15 protein-coding genes are annotated in these 20,295 nt (G+C 64.9%); 9 read left to right on the top strand and 6 right to left on the bottom strand.

The features are described 5' to 3' along the window. Window positions 1-146 precede the first annotated feature (146 nt). From RDV64_RS16225 to RDV64_RS16235, 3 genes are all read left to right on the top strand, one after another. On the top strand, window positions 147-1,619 hold the full coding sequence (locus tag RDV64_RS16225; protein ID WP_309195973.1) for a DNA polymerase Y family protein: 1,473 nt from the start codon (window positions 147-149) through the stop codon (window positions 1,617-1,619). Beyond that, complete coding sequence (gene dnaE / locus RDV64_RS16230) at window positions 1,616-5,230, top strand: DNA polymerase III subunit alpha (RefSeq protein WP_309195974.1); 3,615 nt, start codon at window positions 1,616-1,618, stop codon at window positions 5,228-5,230. The genes RDV64_RS16225 and dnaE overlap by 4 nt, the downstream gene beginning before the upstream one ends. Before the next feature lie 289 nt (window positions 5,231-5,519). Continuing rightward, window positions 5,520-6,530 (top strand): formate/nitrite transporter family protein, encoded by a 1,011-nt coding sequence (locus tag RDV64_RS16235; protein ID WP_309195975.1) that lies wholly within the window; start codon window positions 5,520-5,522, stop codon window positions 6,528-6,530. Between the two features lie 76 nt (window positions 6,531-6,606). Here RDV64_RS16235 and RDV64_RS16240 read toward each other — a convergent pair whose 3' ends face one another. Then, window positions 6,607-7,623, bottom strand: a complete 1,017-nt coding sequence (locus RDV64_RS16240) for a PAS domain-containing protein (protein WP_309195978.1) — start codon at window positions 7,621-7,623, stop codon at window positions 6,607-6,609. A 281-nt stretch (window positions 7,624-7,904) separates the two neighbouring features. Here RDV64_RS16240 and ggt point away from each other — a divergent pair, with 281 nt between their 5' ends. Together ggt and RDV64_RS16250 are read left to right on the top strand one after the other, a co-directional pair. Further along, the gene (gene ggt / locus RDV64_RS16245) at window positions 7,905-9,650 is read left to right on the top strand and encodes a gamma-glutamyltransferase (RefSeq protein ID WP_309195979.1); all 1,746 of its coding nucleotides are present in this window, start codon (window positions 7,905-7,907) and stop codon (window positions 9,648-9,650) included. A gap of 94 nt (window positions 9,651-9,744) precedes the next feature. Then, on the top strand, window positions 9,745-10,461 hold the full coding sequence (locus RDV64_RS16250) for a tyrosine-protein phosphatase (RefSeq protein WP_309195980.1): 717 nt from the start codon (window positions 9,745-9,747) through the stop codon (window positions 10,459-10,461). 3 nt (window positions 10,462-10,464) lie between these two features. Here the strand turns inward: RDV64_RS16250 and RDV64_RS16255 are convergent, their stop codons facing one another. From RDV64_RS16255 to serB, 3 genes are all read right to left on the bottom strand, one after another. Continuing rightward, window positions 10,465-12,192, bottom strand: a complete 1,728-nt coding sequence (locus RDV64_RS16255) for an ABC transporter ATP-binding protein (protein ID WP_375143837.1) — start codon at window positions 12,190-12,192, stop codon at window positions 10,465-10,467. An 80-nt stretch (window positions 12,193-12,272) separates the two neighbouring features. Beyond that, entirely contained in the window at window positions 12,273-13,469 is a 1,197-nt protein-coding gene (gene pcaF / locus RDV64_RS16260; RefSeq protein ID WP_309195982.1) for a 3-oxoadipyl-CoA thiolase, read from the bottom strand. Between the two features lie 251 nt (window positions 13,470-13,720). Beyond that, window positions 13,721-14,593, bottom strand: coding sequence for a phosphoserine phosphatase SerB (gene serB, locus RDV64_RS16265; RefSeq protein ID WP_309195983.1), 873 nt, complete (start codon window positions 14,591-14,593; stop codon window positions 13,721-13,723). On the opposite strand from serB, the gene miaA reads away from it, so the two are divergent. The 4 genes from miaA to ilvN all read left to right on the top strand — a co-directional run bounded on the left by miaA (window position 14,592) and on the right by ilvN (window position 18,622). Further along, entirely contained in the window at window positions 14,592-15,485 is an 894-nt protein-coding gene (miaA, locus tag RDV64_RS16270) for a tRNA (adenosine(37)-N6)-dimethylallyltransferase MiaA (RefSeq protein ID WP_309195984.1), read from the top strand. The genes serB and miaA overlap by 2 nt on opposite strands. Window positions 15,486-15,974: 489 nt before the next feature. Further along, the gene (locus tag RDV64_RS16275) at window positions 15,975-17,756 is read left to right on the top strand and encodes an acetolactate synthase 3 large subunit (RefSeq protein ID WP_309195985.1); all 1,782 of its coding nucleotides are present in this window, start codon (window positions 15,975-15,977) and stop codon (window positions 17,754-17,756) included. Between the two features lie 3 nt (window positions 17,757-17,759). Then, the gene (locus tag RDV64_RS16280) at window positions 17,760-18,080 is read left to right on the top strand and encodes a DUF167 family protein (protein WP_309195986.1); all 321 of its coding nucleotides are present in this window, start codon (window positions 17,760-17,762) and stop codon (window positions 18,078-18,080) included. Further along, the gene (ilvN, locus tag RDV64_RS16285; protein ID WP_309195987.1) at window positions 18,077-18,622 is read left to right on the top strand and encodes an acetolactate synthase small subunit; all 546 of its coding nucleotides are present in this window, start codon (window positions 18,077-18,079) and stop codon (window positions 18,620-18,622) included. Before RDV64_RS16280 ends, ilvN begins: the two co-directional genes overlap by 4 nt. 191 nt (window positions 18,623-18,813) lie before the next feature. Here the strand turns inward: ilvN and RDV64_RS16290 are convergent, their stop codons facing one another. Both RDV64_RS16290 and RDV64_RS16295 read right to left on the bottom strand, forming a co-directional pair. Beyond that, window positions 18,814-19,251, bottom strand: a complete 438-nt coding sequence (locus RDV64_RS16290) for a PRC-barrel domain-containing protein (protein WP_309195988.1) — start codon at window positions 19,249-19,251, stop codon at window positions 18,814-18,816. 140 nt (window positions 19,252-19,391) lie between these two features. Continuing rightward, on the bottom strand, window positions 19,392-20,294 hold the full coding sequence (locus RDV64_RS16295; RefSeq protein WP_309195989.1) for a hypothetical protein: 903 nt from the start codon (window positions 20,292-20,294) through the stop codon (window positions 19,392-19,394). Window position 20,295 lies beyond the last annotated feature (1 nt).

Consider the following 20,295-nt stretch of genomic DNA (forward strand, 5'->3'; position numbering starts at 1 on the left):
GGGCAAGCGGAGACATAGTCGGCATTAAAGGGAGGGATTGTGTTTCATCCTCCGCTGGATTTCACGAGCAGCCCCAGCAAGGTTTCGAAACGGGTGAAAGGCTTGCCGGCAGTGCGGTTCAGGCAATGCCGACTGTGCGGCCGCAAGTGGTTGTTTCAAAGATAAAGGGGGCCTTCCTGGTCGAAGCGGTCGATGCGCTTGGTGAAGCAAACCGGATCGCCCCCGGAACAAGCCTTTCCGAAGCACGCGCGCTCTGTCCCGAAATCAGAGTGGACGTTGCCGATCCGGAGGCCGATCTTGCAGCGTTGACGGCGCTTGGCGCCGCGCTGGAGCGTTACACCCCTTTCGTTGGTCTGGACCGGCCCTCTGGGCTTTTTCTGGATGTCACCGGCTGCGCACACCTTTTCGGGGGAGAGGCGTGCATGTTGGCTGATATTTCAGAACGCCTTGCCGGCTGGGGGATCGAGGCGGCGGCATCCATTGCGGACAATCCTTCGCTCGCCTGGGCGCAGGCGCGCTTTGGGCCGGGCGGGGTCCTTGCTGCCGGGGCAGGCCCTGCCGCAATAAAGGACCTTCGCGTCGAGGCGCTGCGGCTCGACGTGGAGGCTGCAGGGGTTCTGAACCGTCTTGGTATCAAGACAGTGGGCGCGCTTCTGGCGCAACCCCGCGGTCCGCTGATCCGCAGGTTCGGACCTGCGGTGGCGCGCCGGATCGACCAGGTGAGCGGACTTGAGCGCGAAGCCATCTCGCCATTATCCCCCGTGGCGCCCATGCTGGCAGAACGCCGTTTTCCCGAGCCGCTCATCAGCATCGACGGCATCGGCGCCACGGTGAAGACGCTTGCCGGCACCCTTTGCCAGTCGCTTCAGGGGCGCGGGGAGGGCGCGCGGCGGTTTGTGCTCCATCTTTTCCATAGCGACGGGGTCGTGCGCGATGCGCGCATCGGCGCCAGCGAAGCTCTGGCTGATCCTGCCCGCATCGCCGCGCTGTTCGCCCCGAAACTCGAAGCGCTTTCAGCCCGGATCGAGACCGATAGCGGCATCGATCTGATCCGTCTCAGCGCCAGCGAAACTGGACGGACCGAAGGCATTCAGAACGATCTTTACGGTGATGCAGCCATTCTGGAGGGTCTTTCGAGCCTGATCGATACGTTGAGCGTTCGCCTCGGCAAGCATGCGGTGCAGCGCTTCGTTCCGGTCGATACCCACGACCCCATCGAGGCTGACTGCCGCGTACCGGCCCAGGACATGCTGGTGCCGCCGCCTTGGCCGGAGGCCTGCCGTATGCGGGAGGATGCGGCCTGGAGCGCGCACGGCGAAGGGGGGCGCCCGCGCAGGCCGGTGACGTTGTTCTCGCCGCCAGAGCCCATCGAGGCGCTGGTGAGTGTGCCGGACGGGCCGCCGATGCGCTTCATTTGGCGGCGGGTCTATCATGAGGTTGTGGCAGCCGAGGGACCTGAGCGGATCGCCCCCAAATGGTGGCAAAGCGAAACAGACAGAACTTGCGACTATTATGCGGTGGAGGATCAGGAGGGGCGCCGGTTCTGGATTTTCCGGCAGGGGCTTTACGGGCGTGAGCCTCAGGAAAACCGGTGGTTCATGCATGGTCTGTTTGCATGAGGGAGACTTTTGTCGAGCTTGGGGCAGCAAGCAATTTCTCGTTCCTGCACGGGGCATCCCACCCCGAGGAGCTGGTGGTTGCCGCCGCTGCCTCGGGCTACGCCGGTCTTGCGGTGTGTGACCGCAACACGCTTGCGGGGGTGGTACGCTGCCATCTGGCAGCCCGGGACGTGGGCCTCAAAAGTGCTGTCGGCACGCGGCTTTCCTTTGCCGATGGCACGCCGGATGTGCTCGCCTGGCCAACCGATCGCGCCGCTTATGGCCGTTTGTGCCGGATGCTCACGGTCGGCAACATGCGGGGCGGCAAGGGGGACTGCCGCCTCAACATGGGCGATCTGGAGGAATGGTCTGCCGGCCTTGTTCTGGCGCCGATTGCTGGCAGTGCCGGTCCGGAGGCGATCGCGCTGCTGGCGCGCCGTCTTTGCGATCACGACATCCCGCTGCGCCTTGCCATGTCCCCCACCTACAATGGCGCCGACGCGCGGCTACTGACCGCCCAGGCAGGCTTTTGCCAGGCGTTCGGGTTGCGTCCGCTGGCCACCAACCTGCCACTTTACCACGCGCCTGAACGGCGGCAGCTGCAAGATGTGCTGACCGCCATCCGCGAGCATACCAGTGTGGAGCGGGCGGGCCGGCTCCTCAATGCCAATGCGGAGCGCCACATCAAGAGTGCAGCCGAAATGGCGCGCCTGTTTCACAACGTCCCGGATGCACTGGGCGAGGGGCAAAGGGTGTTGTCGCAGATCGGCTTTTCGCTGGATGAGCTGCGCTACGAATACCCCGAAGAGCCGACGGATCCGGGCCGCACACCGCAGGAAACGCTTGTGCGCCTCACCTGGGACGGCGCCGCCAAACGTTATCCCGACGCGCTCCCCATCCATGTGGCGAGGGCTTTGGAGCACGAACTCGCTCTCATCGAAAACCTTGATTACGCTCCCTATTTCATCACCGTCTACGATGTGGTGCGCTTTGCGCGTTCGCGCGGGATCCTGGCGCAGGGGCGCGGGTCGGCCGCCAACTCCGCCGTTTGCTTCTGCCTTGGCATCACGGAGGTGGACCCCGTGCGCGGCGATCTCCTGTTCGAGCGTTTCATCTCGCCCGAGCGGCGCGAGCCGCCGGACATCGATGTCGATTTCGAGCATGAGCGGCGCGAGGAGGTGATCCAGTACATCTACGAGAAATATGGCCGCGAACGGGCCGGCATCGCAGCCACCATCATCACCTATCGCGCCCGTTCGGCAGCACGCGAGGTGGGCAAGGCGCTGGGGTTTTCGGAAGACGCCGTGTCGGCCCTGTCGGGCACGATCTGGGGCTGGTCGAGCCAGGGAGTGGCGGCGCAGGATGCCGCGCGCGCCGGCCTTTCTCCGCACGACAGCCGGATCCGGCATCTGGTGCGCCTCACTCACGAAATTGCAGGCTTTCCGCGGCATCTCTCCCAGCACGTGGGCGGTTTCGTGATCACGCGCGGGCGGCTTGACGAGCTGGTGCCCATCACCAGAGCAGCGATGGATGGGCGCACCAACATCGAATGGGACAAGGACGACATCGACGCCCTCGGCATCCTGAAGATCGATGTGCTTGCCCTCGGGATGCTGACCTGTCTGCGCAAGGGCCTCACCCTCCTTGCCAAGCACTATGCGAGCGATTTTCCGAACATCGTGGCCGCAGATCACGCGGCGCCCTTCAGCCGTGCCGTGCCGGCTGGCACCATGGAAACGCCGGCAAACGCTAGCGAGCCTGCGCCGGACTACGAAAACGACGCCCCGCCGCCGGCGGACGGCGAGGGCGTGCCCCAATACCGCCGCTGGCCGGTGACGCTGGCGACCATCCCGCCCGAAGACCCAGAAGTCTACGACATGATCTGCCGGGCCGACACGCTGGGCGTTTTTCAGATCGAGAGCCGCGCGCAGATGACCATGCTGCCGCGTCTCAGGCCGCGCACCTTCTACGATCTCGTTATCGAGGTGGCGATCGTGCGGCCGGGGCCGATCCAGGGGGACATGGTGCACCCCTATCTGAGGCGCCGGCAAGGGCTGGAGAAGGTCACTTATCCTTCGCGCGAACTGGAGGCGGTGCTGTCCAAGACGCTGGGCGTGCCGCTCTTCCAGGAGCAGGCCATGCGCATTGCGATCGTCGGGGCAGGCTTCACCCCCAGCGAGGCTGACCAGCTCCGCCGGGCCATGGCCACCTTCAAGAAGGTCGGCACCATCGGCACCTTCCAGACCAAGATGGTCGAGGGCATGAAGGCCAAGGGCTACGATCCCGATTTTGCCGAGCGTTGTTTCAAGCAGATCGAGGGGTTTGGCGAATATGGTTTTCCCGAAAGCCATGCGGCGAGTTTTGCGCTGCTGGTCTACGCCTCGTGCTGGCTGAAGTGCCATTATCCGGACGTGTTCTGCGCAGCGCTCCTCAACAGCCAGCCCATGGGCTTTTATGCCCCGGCGCAGATCGTGCGCGATGCGCGCCAGCACGGCGTCGCGGTGCGCCCGGTCGACATCAACCACTCCGACTGGGACTGCACGCTTGAACCAGGACCCCCAGCGGCAACGCGCCTTGCCCGCGACCACCTCTCCATGGAAAAGGCGATCCGCTCGCGGCGGGCGGTCCGCCTGGGGTTGAGGCAGGTGAAGGGGCTGGCCGAGACGGACATGGCCGTGCTGGTGGAACGGCGTGGGCGGGGCTACGATTCCGTGCGCGACGTGTGGCTGCGCACCGGCCTCAAGCGTGCCGCCATCGAGCGGCTGGCCGATGCCGACGCGTTCGGCTCGCTCGGCCTTTCGCGGCGCGATGCGCTGTGGGCCGCCCACGGGCTCGACAAGGCCGGCCGGGCAGAGGACCTGCCGCTTTTTGCAGCGGCCGAATGGCACGACCTCCAGAAGGAAGCCGCAGCCGTCCTGCCGCCGATGCCGCCCGGAGAAGAGGTGATCCACGACTATCGCTTCCTGTCGCTCTCCCTCAAGGCACACCCGGCATCCTTCGTGCGCGATGCGCTGCGCCAGCGCCGCGTGGTACCGGCCGAGGTCCTGTCGCGCCGGGGGGCGGCCGGGCGCACGCTCCAGGTGGCCGGGCTTGTGCTCGTCCGTCAGCGGCCGGGGTCGGCCAAGGGCGTGATCTTCATGACGCTGGAGGACGAGACGGGCATCGCCAATGCCATCATCTGGCCGAAGGTGTTCGAGGCGCACCGGCAGGTTGTGCTGGGCGCGCGCTTCATCAAGGTGACGGGACGTGTGCAGAGCCAGGACGGGGTCGTCCATATTGTTGCAAGTGCGCTGGAAGACTGCACGCCGCTCCTGAACGAGATGGTGGAAGGCAGCGCGGAGATCGACGTTCTGGACCGGGCCGACGAGGTGAAGCGCCCGAGTGTCGACATGCGCACGGTGGTGAAACCGCGCTCCAAGCTGGCGCGTCTTGCCACTGATGTTCCCGAACTCACCGACGATGTGGCGGCTCTTCTGGCGGAAAACCGTGCCCTGGCGCAGGGCGGGGCGGCCCCGTCCGCGGTCTGGGGGACGGCGCGTTCGGCGGCCGCCGACCTGTCAAATCTGGGGGCACCGCGACAGGGGCAGCGCGGGGTTCGCAAGGCGCTGCCCAAGGGGCGGAATTTCCATTGACCGTGCGCCAGCCACGCCCCGGCTGCGCCGCAAGAACGCTGGCAGGACCCCGCTGTCAGCGGACGGCTGCGGCCCATCGTCCAGCCCGGACGACCAGCACCAAGACACGCGAAATTGCGGCGCCATCCATCGCGGTCGGCAGCGATGGCACAATGCCGCAGCGGCACGACAGGGCTAAGTCATGCGGAACGAAACAAACCAAACCTCGTTTTCAGTCGTGTGGCCGGAACTGTGCTGTGCCGGCGCTTCCCCGTCGGTCCGTGCCAAGATATAAAATAGGCGGAGCCGAATGGAAAAGAATACGCCCCCCAAAGACAATGGCGAAGACGTGGATCCCGCGATCCAGAGTCTGAGCAAGGGCGAAGAAATTGATGCAATGGAGCGTGCGGGTCCGCGCGCGCCAGTTGTCTATGCTTCAATCAGTGCACGGGGTCTTGAAGAACTCAACCGTCCGTTCATCTCGCTCATGGGCTCCGGCATCTCCGCTGGCCTCATCTTGATGATGTCGGTGATTGGCGAGGGGCTCATCCACCACGAGCTGCCCAAGTTCCAGGGCGCCGAGCTGATTGCGGACATCGGCTACACATTCGGCTTCCTGATCGTGATCATCGGGCGGATGCAGCTGTTCACCGAGGACACCATCACCCCCGTCCTGCCGCTCCTCGCCAACCCCACCAAGCGCGCCTTCATGCGCACCGGTCGGTTGTGGAGCGTGGTCTTCACCGCAAACCTCATCGGCACGTTCGTGGCCGCCTTCACGCTCACCTACGGCGAGATCGTCCGGCCCGACCAGCTTCATGCCATCCTGGAAGTGTCCAGCAAGGTGATGGAGAACACCCCGTTCGAGACGCTGCGCTACGGCATCATCGCCGGGTTCCTGATTGCGGCCCTGGTGTGGTGCATGCCGACGCTGCGTGGCGGCGAGTTTTTGATGATCTTCTTCATCACCTATCTCATCGCTCTTGGCGACTTTACCCACGTCATTGCCGGCTCCGGCGAAGGCTTCCTGCTCTACCTCGACGGCAAGGTGGATGGCGCGTGGCTCGTTTACGGGCTGATTGTTCCGGCGCTGGTCGGCAACATGATCGGCGGTACGGCCCTGTTTGCAGTGCTTGCCTACGTCCAGGTGATGGAAGAAATATCCGAGGACAAGAAGCCGGCCCGCAGCCGCATTCCGTACACGCCCAAGCCGACCGGTCCGTTCTCGTCGGGCCGTTCCAGCGCTTCGAAGGATGCTGCCGCGGCAACGCGTGCCGGTCCCGCCCGTCCCAAGAAGGAAACCAAGCGCACCCCGCGCTGACAACGATCTCGTGGCGGCTGTCGCAGACACGCCGCCACGAGGCAACATGCCGGGCCGTCGCGGCCCGGGCTCCACCCTATGCCGGGGCGTCTGCGGGCGTCGTGCGCTGCGGAATGTCGATGGTGAGAACCGTGCCGTTGCCGCCTGCCACGGTCATCGAAGCGCCAAGCCCGGTCAGCAATGAGCGGATGATCTTGCCGCCGAGATTGCCGCCGTCCGGCCAGTTCATCTCCGGATCGATGCCAACGCCGTCATCGCTCACCTGAAGGCGGATCGCACCGCCTTCGCTCTGCTCCTTGAGGCGGATTTCCACCAGCCCTTCGGTCTGCTCTTTGAAGGCATGCTGATAGGTGTTGGTCAGAAGTTCGGACACCAGAAGGCCGATCTGCGCCGCGGTATCCACCGCCGTATGGGCCGCATCCAGATCCACGTTCAGCCGCACGCTTTGCCGCCCGTCCAGATACGCAATGGTGGACGCAATCCGCGAGACGTAGGCCCCCAGCGAGATGTCTTCAGCATTGACGCTGTCCGTCCCGCCCATGGTCATCTCCTGGTAAAGGAGCTGAAGGGTCTCGATGCGGCGGGCAAGGGTGGCGTAATCGTCCGTGGACGCCGCATTCTTGGCGCGCGCCTGCATCCGGATCATGCCGACCACCATGGAAAGGTGGTTCTTCACCCGGTGATGGATCTCGCGCAGCGCAATTTCGGCTTCCGCCGCCTCGCTGTCGGCGGTCTCCTGATAGATGCCGACAAAATATTCCAGCGCCCCGGCATCGTCCCACAGCGGGTAGATGTGAACCCGGTTGGCGAACGCCGTGCCATCGGCCCGGTAGTTAGTGAGAGTGACAGCGGTTTCCGCCTTGTCTTCAATGGCTTTACGCAGAAGGGCAATTGCTGCCGGATCAGACTCGGCGCCCTGCAGGAAACGGCAGTTGCGCCCGATACAGTCGTTGACCGAGTAGCCCGTCATCTGGGTGAAGGCGTGGTTGACGAACACGATCGGATTGTCGCCCAGGGCCGGATTGGTGACCACAAATGAGACCGGCGCATTGTCCAGCACCTGTTCGTGCAACTGTTTTCCTGTTGTCGTCATGCCGGCTTTCAAATGAAGGACAGAGCGGGACCCAAGCAATCGGTACATCGTTTCAGGCGCCGGAGTGCCAAAACCGCACGTTTGCTTCAGTGCGAAAAGCGACGTTAATTATGAGGGGTGGTCAGACCGTGTCAAACGCGCAGTCACGCAAATTCGGCGTCGTCTGGCCGTGGGCACCTGGCGCTGCCACCTGTTTGCATCCGCTGGCGAGAGCCCGGTTTGCGGTAGCCTGTTTGTTTCGTCGATCAGAAATCTGCCAGAGCGACAAGGAGAGCGTTTCCATGAAAAAGCTGTTGAGTCGGGTCCGCAGCCTCGCCGTTCCCGTGGCGCTGGCGGTTGGTGGGGTGGCCAGCGCCGCGCAGGCACAGATCATGTCGGACGGACAGCGCTTTCATCCGGTGCCCGCCCGGTCGCACATGGTGGTCAGCCAAGAAGCGCAGGCCAGCCTGGTGGGCGAGCGCATTCTGGCCGAAGGCGGCAATGCCGTCGATGCCGCGGTGGCAACGGGGTTCGCGCTGGCCGTGACCCTGCCGCGGGCCGGCAACATCGGCGGCGGCGGCTTCATGGTCGTGCACATGGCCGGCAGCGGCGAAACCGTGGCGATCGACTACCGCGAACGCGCCCCCGGTGCAGCCGAGCGCAACATGTTCCTGGACGAGGCGGGCGAAGCTTCGGCGCAGAAATCGCGCCGCAGCGGGCTTGCCGTCGGCGTGCCCGGAACGGTGGCCGGCCTCGCACTCGCGCATGAGCGATACGGCTCCGGCAAGTTCACGCTGTCCGAGCTGATCGCGCCTGCAATCGCGCTCGCCACGGACGGCTTTGTGGTCTCTCCCGACCTTGAAGCCGCGCTTGGCCGCGAGCGGACCCGCACGCTCCTGGAGGCAGACCCGGAAGCTGCCGCCATTTTGTACCCCGGCGGCGCGGTGCCGGTGGCCGGGTCGCGGCTCCCCATGCCGGCCCTTGCACAAAGCCTGAGGCGCATTGCCGAAGACGGCCCCGCAGGCTTTTACGAAGGCCCCACCGCGGCAGCCATCGTGAAGACCGTGGCCGACAGGGGCGGCCGGATGACGCTCGACGACCTCAAGACCTACGAGGCCATGGTGCGGGAGCCGGCGCGCGGCACCTTCAAGGACTACGAGATTGCCTCCATGCCGCCGCCCAGCTCCGGCGGCGTGCATCTGGTGCAGATGCTGAAGATCATCGAGGACGCGCCGTTCGGCACCTACGGCCTCAACAGCGCCGCCATGATCCACCTGATGGCGGAGGCCGCGAAACATGCCTACGCCGACCGTGCGCTCTACCTCGGCGACCCGGATTTTGTGGATATTCCGGTCGCAAAGCTCCTGTCCGAAGCCTATGCTGAGTCCATCCGCGCCAAAATCTCCATGGAGACGACGACGCCCAGCAGCGAGATCATGGCCGATCCCGCAAACCTGCCGCACGAGAGCAACGAGACGACGCATTATTCGGTGATGGATGCAGCGGGCAATGCGGTGGCCAACACCTACACGCTCAATTTCTCGTTCGGCGTTGGGTTTGCAGCCGAAGGGACGGGCATCCTTCTCAACAACGAACTGGACGATTTTTCCGCAAAGCCCGGCGTCCCCAACGCCTATGGCCTCATTGGCGGGGAGGCCAACGCGGTGGGGCCGCGCAAACGGCCGCTCTCCTCGATGACGCCGACCATCGTTTTGAAGGATGGTGCACCGCTCATCGTCACCGGCTCGCCGGGCGGCAGCCGCATCATCACCACGGTGATGCAGGTGATCCTCAACGCCACCGTCCACGAGCGCGACATCATGACCGCGACGGCAGCGCCGCGCGTCCACCACCAGTGGCTGCCGGACTATATCCGCATTGAGGAAGGCATCTCCCACGACACCATCCGCCTTCTGGAAGAGAAGGGCCACGATGTGCGCATTCAGTCGTCCATGGGCGCCGCGCAATCGATCATGCGCGGGCCGGACGGGTTGCTTTACGGGGCCAGCGACCCGCGCCGTCCCGGCGGGCTTGCCGCGGGTAACTGAGCGGGCTTGACGCGGCGACCCAAAGCGCCGGACACAGGCGGCGAACGGCGACCCGATGACACGGGCCGCCGATTGAGGCGACGGAACCCCATCCATGAGAACGCGGCGCAGCAAGACCCCGGCGGCCACCGCACGGCGTTTCGAACGGCGTGCCCGCTGGGCCGGTGAGCTTGCCACCCCCGGCGACCGGCGGGCCGCATGGTTCAGCCTGATGCTGGTCGACCACGGCTTCCTGCGCCTCGTTCATTCCAACCGCTTCAAGGTGACGGACAATCTGTGGCGCTCCTCGCAGCCTGCCCCGGCGGACATCCGCTTTGCAAAGCGCGCCGGGATCAGGACCGTCATTTCGCTGCGCAAGGAAACGTTCGGCGGCGATCCGCTGGAGCGCGAAGCGTGCGCCAAGGCAGGCCTCCACTTCGAGCGGATCATCATGCGCTCGCGGGAGGCACCGGCGCCCGCCATGCTGCGCGAGGCGATTGCGCGCTTTCCCCTGCTGCCGCGCCCCGTCCTCTTCCACTGCAAGTCAGGGGCGGACCGGGCGGGCCTTGCGACCGCGCTCTATCTCATCATCGTGGAGGGCGCGTCCGCCGCCACCGCAGCCGAGGCGCTGTCGCTGCGCTACGGGCACTTCAGCCGCGGCAAGACCGGCATTCTGGATGCCTTCATCGGAGCATACGCCACCACGGGGGAGGCGGCGGGCCTGAGCTTTTCCGAGTGGGTGGAGACCGTCTACGATCCCGAGGCGCTGCTGGCCGGCTTTCGCACCAGCCGCACGGCCGACCGCTTTCTGGATGCGATCGGCCGCGAATAGGCCTCAGTCGTCCGAGAGCTGGATGCGGTGGAGGTGGGCATAAAGCCCGCCTGCGGCCACAAGCTCCTTGTGGGTGCCGACCTCGGCCACCTTGCCCTGATCCATCACGATGATCCGGTCCGCTGCGCGCACTGTGGAGAGGCGATGCGCAATCACCAGCGTCGTGCGCCCGGTGGAAAGCCGCGCCAGTGCGTCGCGCACGGCAGCTTCGGTTTCGGCATCCAGCGCGCTGGTCGCTTCATCCAGAAGGAGCACCGGCGCGTCCTTCAAAAAGGCGCGGGCGAGGGCGATGCGCTGCCGCTCACCGCCCGAAAAATTGCCGCCCCGCACCCCGACGGGCGCGTCGAACGCGTCCGGATGGCGCGCAATGAAGGCGCTCGCCCCCGCAGCTTCGGCCGCGGCGCGGATCTCGGCCGTTGTCGCACCGGCGCGGCCGAGCGCGATGTTGGCGCCCACCGTGTCGTCGAACAGAAGAACGTCCTGGCTGACCACGGCAATCCGGTCGCGCAGGGAGGCCAATGTCAGCGCGTCCAGATCTTCGCCGCCAATGCGGATGGTGCCGCTGGACGGGTCGTAAAGCCGGGCGATGAGGTTGAAGACAGTGGATTTGCCCGCCCCGCTCCGGCCGACGATCGCGGTGGTTCCGCCCGCCACGGCCTCGAACGAGATGCCGTGCAGCGCTGGCGCATCCGACCCGCCATAGGAGAAGGACACGTCGTCGAATTTCAGAGCATCGGCGCCGAAGGTGGCGGGCACTGCGTCAGGCGCCTCGCGGACCGTGGCCGGGGCGTCCAGCGTGGCGTAGTAGCGCGAGAGGGCAGCCAGCCCCTCCTGCACCACTGCGTTGAGGTTGCCGAGCGCCCGCAGCGGCTGGGACGCGATGAGCAGCGCACCGAGAAAACCGGTAAACTCGCCGATGGTGCTGTCGCCGGACAGGATCCGCCAGCCGATCACAACCAGAATGGCCGCGACCGCCGCCCCGCCCAGCGCCTCGGTCACGGGCTCCATCAAGGCGCGCTGGAGCGCAGCCCTGCGGCGCAGGCTCCGGAGCGTCTCGAACACGGTATCGGCCTTGGCGGTGAGGTAGCTCTCCAGCCGGAAGGTCTTCACCACGCGCGCAGCCCCGAAGGTTTCGGAGGTGAGGGCGGCCATCCCGCCGGCCTCTTCCTGGGTGCGGCGGGCCACCGTGCGGATCCGCTTGCCGATCTGCGAGATGGGGATCAGCGCCAGCGGCAGGATCACCAGCGCAATCAGCGAGAGGACCGGATCGAGGTAGATCATGGTGGCCAGAAGGGCGACCATGGTCAGCCCGTCGCGCACCAGAACGCCGATCAGCCGGGTCAGCGCCTGTCGCACATAATCGACGTCGGTGGTGAAGCGCTGCGTCCAGGTGGCGGGGTTGTGGGCGCCGATCTGGGCAAGGTCGGCCGCAACGAGGTGGCGGTAGAGCCTGCGCTGCATGTCGGTCTCGACGCGGGTTACAATGGTCTGCGTCAGCGCGACCTGCCCGTAGAGCGAGCCCCCCTTCAGCACGGCCGTGAACAGGATGAGAAATGGCAGTGTGTTGACCGCCCAGACGGACTTGTCGGCAAACGCCTCGAAGGCCCAGTTGATGATCAGCGGATAAAGGCTGGTGGAGGCAGCGACGATCACGATGGCCACCAGCACCAGCACGAAGGTGCGGCGGTGCGACTTGAGGTGATCGTGCCAGAAGCGGCGGGCGAGGGGCATCAGCCGTTCCGTCGCCACCTTGGGGGCGCCGGAGCGGGTGCGGGCCACCGCGGCGGTTTCGGCTTTGGAGGGGGATGCGCTCACGCGGCTTCAAGGCCCATGGCAATGCCCTGGCCAACGCCAATGCACATGGTGGCCAGCGCCCGGCTGCCGCGCCCGGCGGCAAGTTCCATGGCCGCCGTGCCCACAAGCCGCGCGCCGGACATGCCAAGCGGATGGCCGAGCGCGATGGCCCCGCCATGGCGGTTCACATGGGCCGCATCGTCCGCCAGTCCCAACGCGCGCAGTGAGGCAAGCGCCTGTGCGGCAAAAGCCTCGTTGAGTTCGATCACGTCATAGTCGCCGATGGTCGTGCCGGTCAGCGCCATCAGCTTGGCCGTCGCAGGCACCGGACCGATCCCCATGATGCGCGGCGCAACGCCCGCCGTGGCGCAAGCCACCACCTTTGCCAGCGGCGTCAGCCCGTATTTCCGCACCGCTTCCTCGGAGGCCAGCAGCAGCGCAGCCGCCCCGTCATTGACGCCGGACGCGTTGCCCGCCGTCACCGTGCCGCCAGCCCGGAACGGGGTTTTGAGCGCGGCGAGTTTTTCGAGGGTTGTTTCGCGGGGGTGCTCGTCGGTGTCGACCACCAGCGGATCGCCCCGCCGCTGGCTGATCTCGACAGGGGTGATCTCTTCGGCCAGCCGGTCGCGGGCGCCAAGGGCCCGCTGCTGGCTGCGCAGTGCGAACGCGTCCTGGTCGGCGCGGGAAATATCGTAGTCCTCGGCCACGTTCTCGCCGGTCTCCGGCATCGAATCGATGCCGTGAAGCGCCTTCATCTGCGGGTGGACGAAACGCCAGCCGATGGTGGTGTCGTAGATTTCGGCGTTGCGCGAAAACGCCGTCTCCGCCTTCGGCATCACGAATGGTGCGCGCGACATCGATTCCGATCCGCCCGCCACGATCAGCTCCGCCTCGCCGGTCTTGATGGCGCGGGCGCCCATGGCCACGGCGTCCATGCCGGAGCCGCAGAGCCGGTTGATGGTCGTGCCGGTGACCGCCGTGGGGAGTCCCGCCAGCAGCGCCGCCATCCGGGCAAGGTTGCGGTTGTCCTCGCCCGCCTGGTTGGCGCAGCCGAGGATAACGTCGTCCACAGCGGCGAAATCCACAGCGTCATTGCGGGCCATCAGCGCCCGGATGGGGAGGGCGGCAAGGTCGTCTGCACGCACCGAGGCGAGGGCCCCGCCAAACCGGCCGATGGGGGTGCGGATATAGTCGACGATGTAACAGTTTCGCATGGCAGGCCTTTTGTTCTGCCGCTCCTGTAGCATCGCAGGTAGCAATGCCAAACGCTTGCACAGCGCCGGGCGGCGGGTATACGCTCCCCTCTACGTCAACGAGAGTGGCGGCAAAAAACAACGTAGGAGAGAACGCTATGGGACGAGTTCGTACTCTGCTCGCGGGCGATCGGGCCGCGTTCATTACAGTCAGCGTCGCGATGGCATTCATTTTCGCCATCAGCATAGGCCTTTTGTAGAAGGCCGACCGTTCAGCCGGACACAAACTCACCGGCCTTGAACCCCATCGCATAAAGCACCGCGGTCAGGTCCGCGTGGCAGATTTCCGCATCCGCAGCGGCGGCAACGGCGGGTTTTGCCCGGTAGGCAACCCCAAGTCCGGCGGCCCCGATCATCGCCAGATCGTTCGCGCCGTCGCCCAGCGCCATGGCGTCGGGCGCCGCGATGCCGAGCGCGTCGCATTCCGCCAGAAGCCGTTCGCGCTTGGCATCGGCGCCCAAAATGGGGTCGGCCACCGCGCCGGTCAGCTTGCCGTCCGCCACAAGCAGCCGGTTCGCGAACATCGCGTCCAGCCCCAGCCGCTCGGCAACCGGCTCGGCAAACTGCGTGAAGCCGCCCGACACCAGCACCGTGCGCACCCCGTTGGCCTTCAATGTCGCGACCATGGTCGCGGCGCCGGGGGAGGGCGTGATCGTCTCGGCCAGCAGCCTTTCGATCGACGCTTCAGGAATGTCCTTCAACAGCGCAACCCGCTCCACCAGCGAGGCGGCAAAGTCCAGCTCGCCGCGCATGGCCCGCTCGGTGATGGCCGCAACCTTCGGCTTGAGGTGGTGCACGGCCGCCAGCTCGTCGATACACTCCTGGCCGATGAGGGTGGAATCCATGTCGCTGATGAGGAGGCGCTTGCGGCGGCCGGCGACCGGTTGCGCGATGATGTCCACCGCCTCGTCGGCAAGGGCGGAGGCGGCGGCGGCGCGCAACTGGCCCGGCAGGCCGCTTGCAAATATGTCCGTGGCCTGATCGGACAGGCGCTCGGCATGATCGGCGCCGAGAGTGGAAACGACGCGCGCCACAGCACGCGGATCGAGGAGCCCGGGGGCAACGAGTGTGATGACGATGTCCATGCCCATTCTCATCGCCGGTCCGACCGCTTCGGGCAAGTCCGCGCTGGCAATGGCGCTGGCGGCGCGGCTGGGCGGCGTGGTCATCAATGCCGATTCCATGCAGGTTTATGGCGACCTTGCGATCCTGACCGCCCGCCCGTCCCCTGCCGATGAGGCGCGCGTGCCCCACGCGCTCTACGGCCACGTGGACGCTGCCACCGCCCACTCCGTCGCCGCTTTTCTCTCAGATGTGGCGGGGGCACTGGCCGCAGCCCGCGAGCGCGGCCAGCGCCCCGTCATCGTCGGCGGCACGGGGCTTTATCTGGCAGCACTGACCGAGGGTCTGTCGCCCACGCCGCAGGTCCCGGCAGACGTGCGCGCGCTCTGGCGCCAGCGCCAGAAAGAGGCGCCGAGCGAGGCGCTCCATGCCGAGCTTGCCCGTCGCGATCCGCCGATGGCCGCACGCCTCAACCCCGGCGACCCTCAGCGGATCGTTCGCGCGCTGGAAGTGGTGGACGGCACCGGCCGGTCGCTGCTGGAATTTCAGGCCGAGAAAAGCCCGCCGCTGGTTGACCCCGCGGCGTCGACGAGAATCGTCCTCGCGCCCGACCGCACCGTTTTGCGCGCCCGCATCGCGGCCCGGTTCGAGGCGATGATGGCATCCGGCGCGCTGGCGGAAGCGGCAACCCTTGCGGCCCGCGGGCTGGACCCGGCGCTGCCTTCGATGAAGGCGATCGGCGTTGCGCCCCTCATCGCCCATGCCGCCGGTGCACTCACCGCCGAAGAAGTCATGGCCCGCGCCATCACCGAAAGCCGCCAGTACGCCAAGCGGCAGGACACCTGGTTCCGCAACCGCTTTCGAGACTGGCCGCGGTACGAAAGCGCCGATGCGGCCGCCGATCAGGCGATCTGAAAAGGCCTTCAGCGCGGCTCAAGATTCTCGGAAACACGTGGCCTGATTGCGCCGCAATCTGCTGGTGCACGGCTTGGCGGGTATCGGAACCTGCGCAAAGCGGCAGCCCTGCGGCATTACCATCGGCCAGCAAGGCGCGGGCGCAGGCGCGCGCGACTCCGAAGCCATCGGTACATTCGGGAGCAGCCGGCTATGCGCCGGCAAGGCACGCCCGCCGCTTCTGGTGGTGAAGTTGTGCCAAAAGAGGATTGCGCGGCGGGGCAGGGCATGCTAACCGCTCCTGATCAAACTGACGGGCAAGCACATGGCCACGAAGCTTATTATCGTAGTAAGGCGCATCATCGGGGTCTGTTGACCAGACCCGGAAACGATGATGCGCGGAAAATTTAAGGCCCTCTGGGGCCTTTTTTGTTGCCCGCTCTCCGACTGAACCTTGAGCGGGTCCGATGGGAACACCGCTTGGAAAATGGCGGTTCGGGAGACACCACAATGGACGAGCGCAACAACGGCCGCATGAGCGGTGCGCAAATGATCATCGAGGCGCTGAAGGATCACGGCGTCGACACCATCTTCGGGTATCCGGGCGGGGCCGTCCTCCCCATCTACGACGAGATCTTCCAGCAGGACTTCGTGCGCCACATCCTGGTCCGGCACGAGCAGGGCGCCGGCCACATGGCCGAAGGCTATGCCCGCTCCACCGGCCGCCCCGGCGTCATGCTGGTCACCTCCGGTCCCGGCGCCACCAACGCCGTCACCGCGCTGACCGACGCGATGATGGATTCCATCCCGCTTGTCTGCATCACCGGCCAGGTCCCGACCCACCTCATCGGCTCCGATGCGTTCCAGGAATGCGACACGGTCGGCATCACGCGCCCCTGCACCAAGCACAACTGGCTGGTCCGCCGGGTCGAGGACCTGCCGCGCATCCTGCATGAAGCATTCTACGTCGCGACGTCCGGCCGCCCCGGCCCCGTCGTCATCGACGTGCCGAAGGACGTGCAGATCGCAACAGGGCTCTACAACCCGCCCCGCGGCACGCGCCACAAGACCTACCAGCCCAAGATCGAGCCGGAGATGGCGGGCATCCGCCAGGCGGTTGCGCTGATGAAGGCCGCAAGCCGCCCGGTCTTCTACACCGGCGGCGGTCTCATCAACGCCGGCCCGGCAGCCTCGCACCTGCTCAGGGAGCTGGCGGACATGACGGGCTTTCCCGTCACCTCCACGCTGATGGGCCTTGGCGCGCTGCCGGCGACCCACCCGCAGTGGCTGGGGATGCTTGGCATGCATGGCACCTACGAGGCCAACCTCGCGATGCACGGCTGCGACCTCCTCATCAACATCGGCGCCCGCTTCGATGACCGGATCACCGGCCGCATCGACGCGTTCTCCCCCGGCAGCCGCAAGATCCACATCGACATCGACCCCTCGTCGATCAACAAGTCGGTCAAGGTGGATCTGCCGATCATCGGCGATGCAGCCCACGCCATGGAAGACATCATCCGCGTCTGGTCCGAGAACGGGCCGCACGACAAGGCGCGCCTCAAGCCGTGGTGGGACGACATCAACACCTGGCGGGCGAAAAAGTCTCTCGGCTACAAGACCCGGCCCGGCACCATCATGCCGCAGGAATCGGTCGAGCGCCTTTACGAGCTGACGAAGGACAAGGACACCTACGTCACGACAGACGTGGGCCAGCACCAGATGTGGGCCGCCCAGTTCTTCGGCTTCGACAAGCCCAACCGCTGGATGACCTCCGGCGGTCTCGGCACCATGGGCTACGGCCTGCCGGCTGCCATCGGCACCCAGATTGCGCATCCGGACTCGCTGGTTCTGTGCATTGCAGGCGACGCGTCGATCCAGATGAACATCCAGGAGCTGTCGACGGCGGTTCAGTACGACCTGCCGGTGAAGGTGTTCATCATGAACAACCAGTACATGGGCATGGTGCGCCAGTGGCAGCAGCTCAACCACGGCAACCGCCACTCGCACTCCTACTCCGAGGCGCTGCCGGACTTCGTGAAGCTGGCCGAAGCCTATGGCGTGAAGGGCATGGCGGTTTCCGACCCGGACAAGCTGGACGCTGCCATCGAGGAGATGATCGCGCACAAGGGGCCGGTGGTGATGGATTGCCGCATCGCCAACCTCACCAACTGCTTCCCGATGATCCCGTCGGGCAAGGCGCACAACGAGATCCTCCTCACCCCCGAGGACGATCTGCAGGCCGAGCAGGTGGAGAACGCGATCGACGAGGTGGGCTCGGCGCTGGTCTGAGCCATGACCGGCGCGGACTGGCTGCGGGTGGGCGAGGGGGAAATCACCCTTTCCGTGCGCGTCACGCCCAATGCCAGGGCTGACGCGTTCGCCGGCATCCGCGAGGGGGCCGGCGGGCCCGCCCTCAGCCTCAAGGTGCGCGCGGTGCCCGAAGACGGCCGCGCCAACCGCGCCGTCACCGCCCTCATCGCCAAGCGCCTGAAAGTGCCGAAAAGCGACGTCACCGTTGCGTCCGGCACCACCTCCCGTCTCAAACTGATCAAGATTGCCGGCGATGCGGCCCAGTTGTGCGCCCGCGCGGCAGACCTAGGAAACGACCCATGAACCAGCCCATCGGCATCGCCCCCGCCCTTCGCCCCGAAGAGGCACAGGAGCGGCACACCCTATCGGTCCTCGTCGACAACGAGCCCGGCGTCCTTGCCCGCGTCATCGGCCTGTTTTCGGGCCGCGGCTACAACATCGATTCCCTCACCGTGTCGGAGACCGAGCACGAGCGCAGCCTGTCGCGCATCACCATCGTGACCACCGGCACGCCGATGGTGGTCGAGCAGATCAAGCATCAGCTCGCCCGTCTCGTCCCGGTCCACCGCGTCGCCGACCTCACCACCGACAGCCGCGACGCCATCGAGCGCGAGCTGGCGCTGGTAAAAGTGTCCGGCCGCGGCGAGCAGCGGCTCGAAGCGCTGCGCCTGGCGCAGGCATTCGACGCCAACACCATCGACGCGACGTTGGAAAGTTTCGTGTTCGAGGTGACCGGCGCGACGGGGGACATCGAGCGCTTCGTGCGGCTGATGGCCTCGGTCGGGATGGTCGAGGTGTCGCGCACGGGAATTGCGGCGATCACGCGGGGCAGCGAGGCGACCTGATCGCCTCGCCAGAAGGAAAGCGGCGACCTGATCGCCTTGCCAGAAAGGGAGCGACGACCTGATCGCTTCGCGGCCAGGGGAGTGGCGACCTGATCGGTTCGCGGGCGGGGGGTGGCAGCCTGCGCCTTCCCCGTACGAGAAAAGGCGGCCCTTTCGGACCGCCTTTCCCTTGTGATTGACCGTGAGGCCGATCAGTCGTCGTATTCGGGGTAGTTTTCGAGCTGTTCTTCGGTGGCCGCGATGTAGACGCGATAGTCTTCATCGGCGACGTCACGAACGATCGTCAGCTGGTCGAGCGGCACGACGATTTCCTTCTCGCCGAGGCCGAGGAAGCCACCGATCTCAAGCTCGACATAGGTCGCGCCGCCGTTCGCGCCCGGATATACGTCCTCGACTTCGCCGATCTCTTCGTTGGTGATCGAGGAGAAAAGCTCCGCATCGTCGAGAATGTCGCCGAGCGTGGTCGGATCGTCGTAGCTGTACGCCGAATAACCGTCGACCGTGACCGTGGGCGCCGTGAAGACGACGTCGGTCTGAGGGGCGGTGAATTCAGCGGTCTGCGCCAAGGCAGGGATCGCGAGAGTGGAAGCCAGGGCGGCCACTGCGGTCATGGTGCTGAACTTACGCATAGAATGTAACTCCTTCCGGGGCCTGCTGAGTGCGGGCCCTTTCCCCATCAACGGGGTGGGAGGGAGAAGGGTTCCGTTGGCTAAGCAAGTGTCTGAGCGTTGTTTCCGGGTGCGGGCGTAGTTGACATATTTCATAACCGCTATGAGTTTGCGCCCCCTATCCAGTCGTTGGCCCTTCCTGCAGCTGTTAACTCTACTAGCCGTTGCGCCCACGGTAGAGGTAGGTTGAACAAATTTAAGTTTAATTTACCTGCTGCGGGACTAGGCAATTCGCTCTCATCGACTAGTGCAACGCTATCAGAAGGCTCCAAACTGAACTCTTTCCGTAGATCTATTAGGGTATTTGCCTGCGTTTCAAATGTATTTGATCGGGTCACGGCAATGAAACCGGCAATTAGGTTAGATATTTCTAAGGCTTCATTAAATATCGCAATTGCAGATATATAAGATCCGGAAGAAGATCTCGAGTGCCGACGTTTTTTTCGTCCTGAAAGGTGATTATTACTAAGTATTTTTTCCACATCCACGGAAATATCAACCTGCGATCCGATTTTTATCTGCACTGAATGCTTGATGTCTGGCATCGATTCGTGCTCGATGTATGATCTAATTTGCCAAAGAGTGTCATAGCATTCAAAATTTTCACGAAGTTTGTCTTTAAATTCTAGCCAACGTTTGTGTTCAATCGACTCTCGGCCAAAATCTGCAGAAATTGCTTTGGATTGCTGGTTAATAAGCGTGTAAAATGATGCTGATATATTTAGTAAAATCCTTTCGAAATCTGTTGCCATGTCAAAAACTTGTGTGCTTACTAGATTATTTTGACTAATCTGGTTTTCGGCTAACGCGATAGCAGCGCGATGGAAGTCATCTATATTAGAATCAAGGTAATTCACGACCTTTAAAAGGTTGTACGATGCGCATACCGCTCTAGAAGATTCTTTAATTTTAACGGATTCGTCTTGTCCATATTTTTTAAGGGCGACTATGTTAGTAACTGCGTCAGCGCCCTTTGATATACTTAAGAGGTACTGATTATTCATT

The sequence above is a fragment of the Acuticoccus sp. MNP-M23 genome, from assembly GCF_031195445.1.
In the GTDB taxonomy this organism is placed as follows: domain Bacteria; phylum Pseudomonadota; class Alphaproteobacteria; order Rhizobiales; family Amorphaceae; genus Acuticoccus.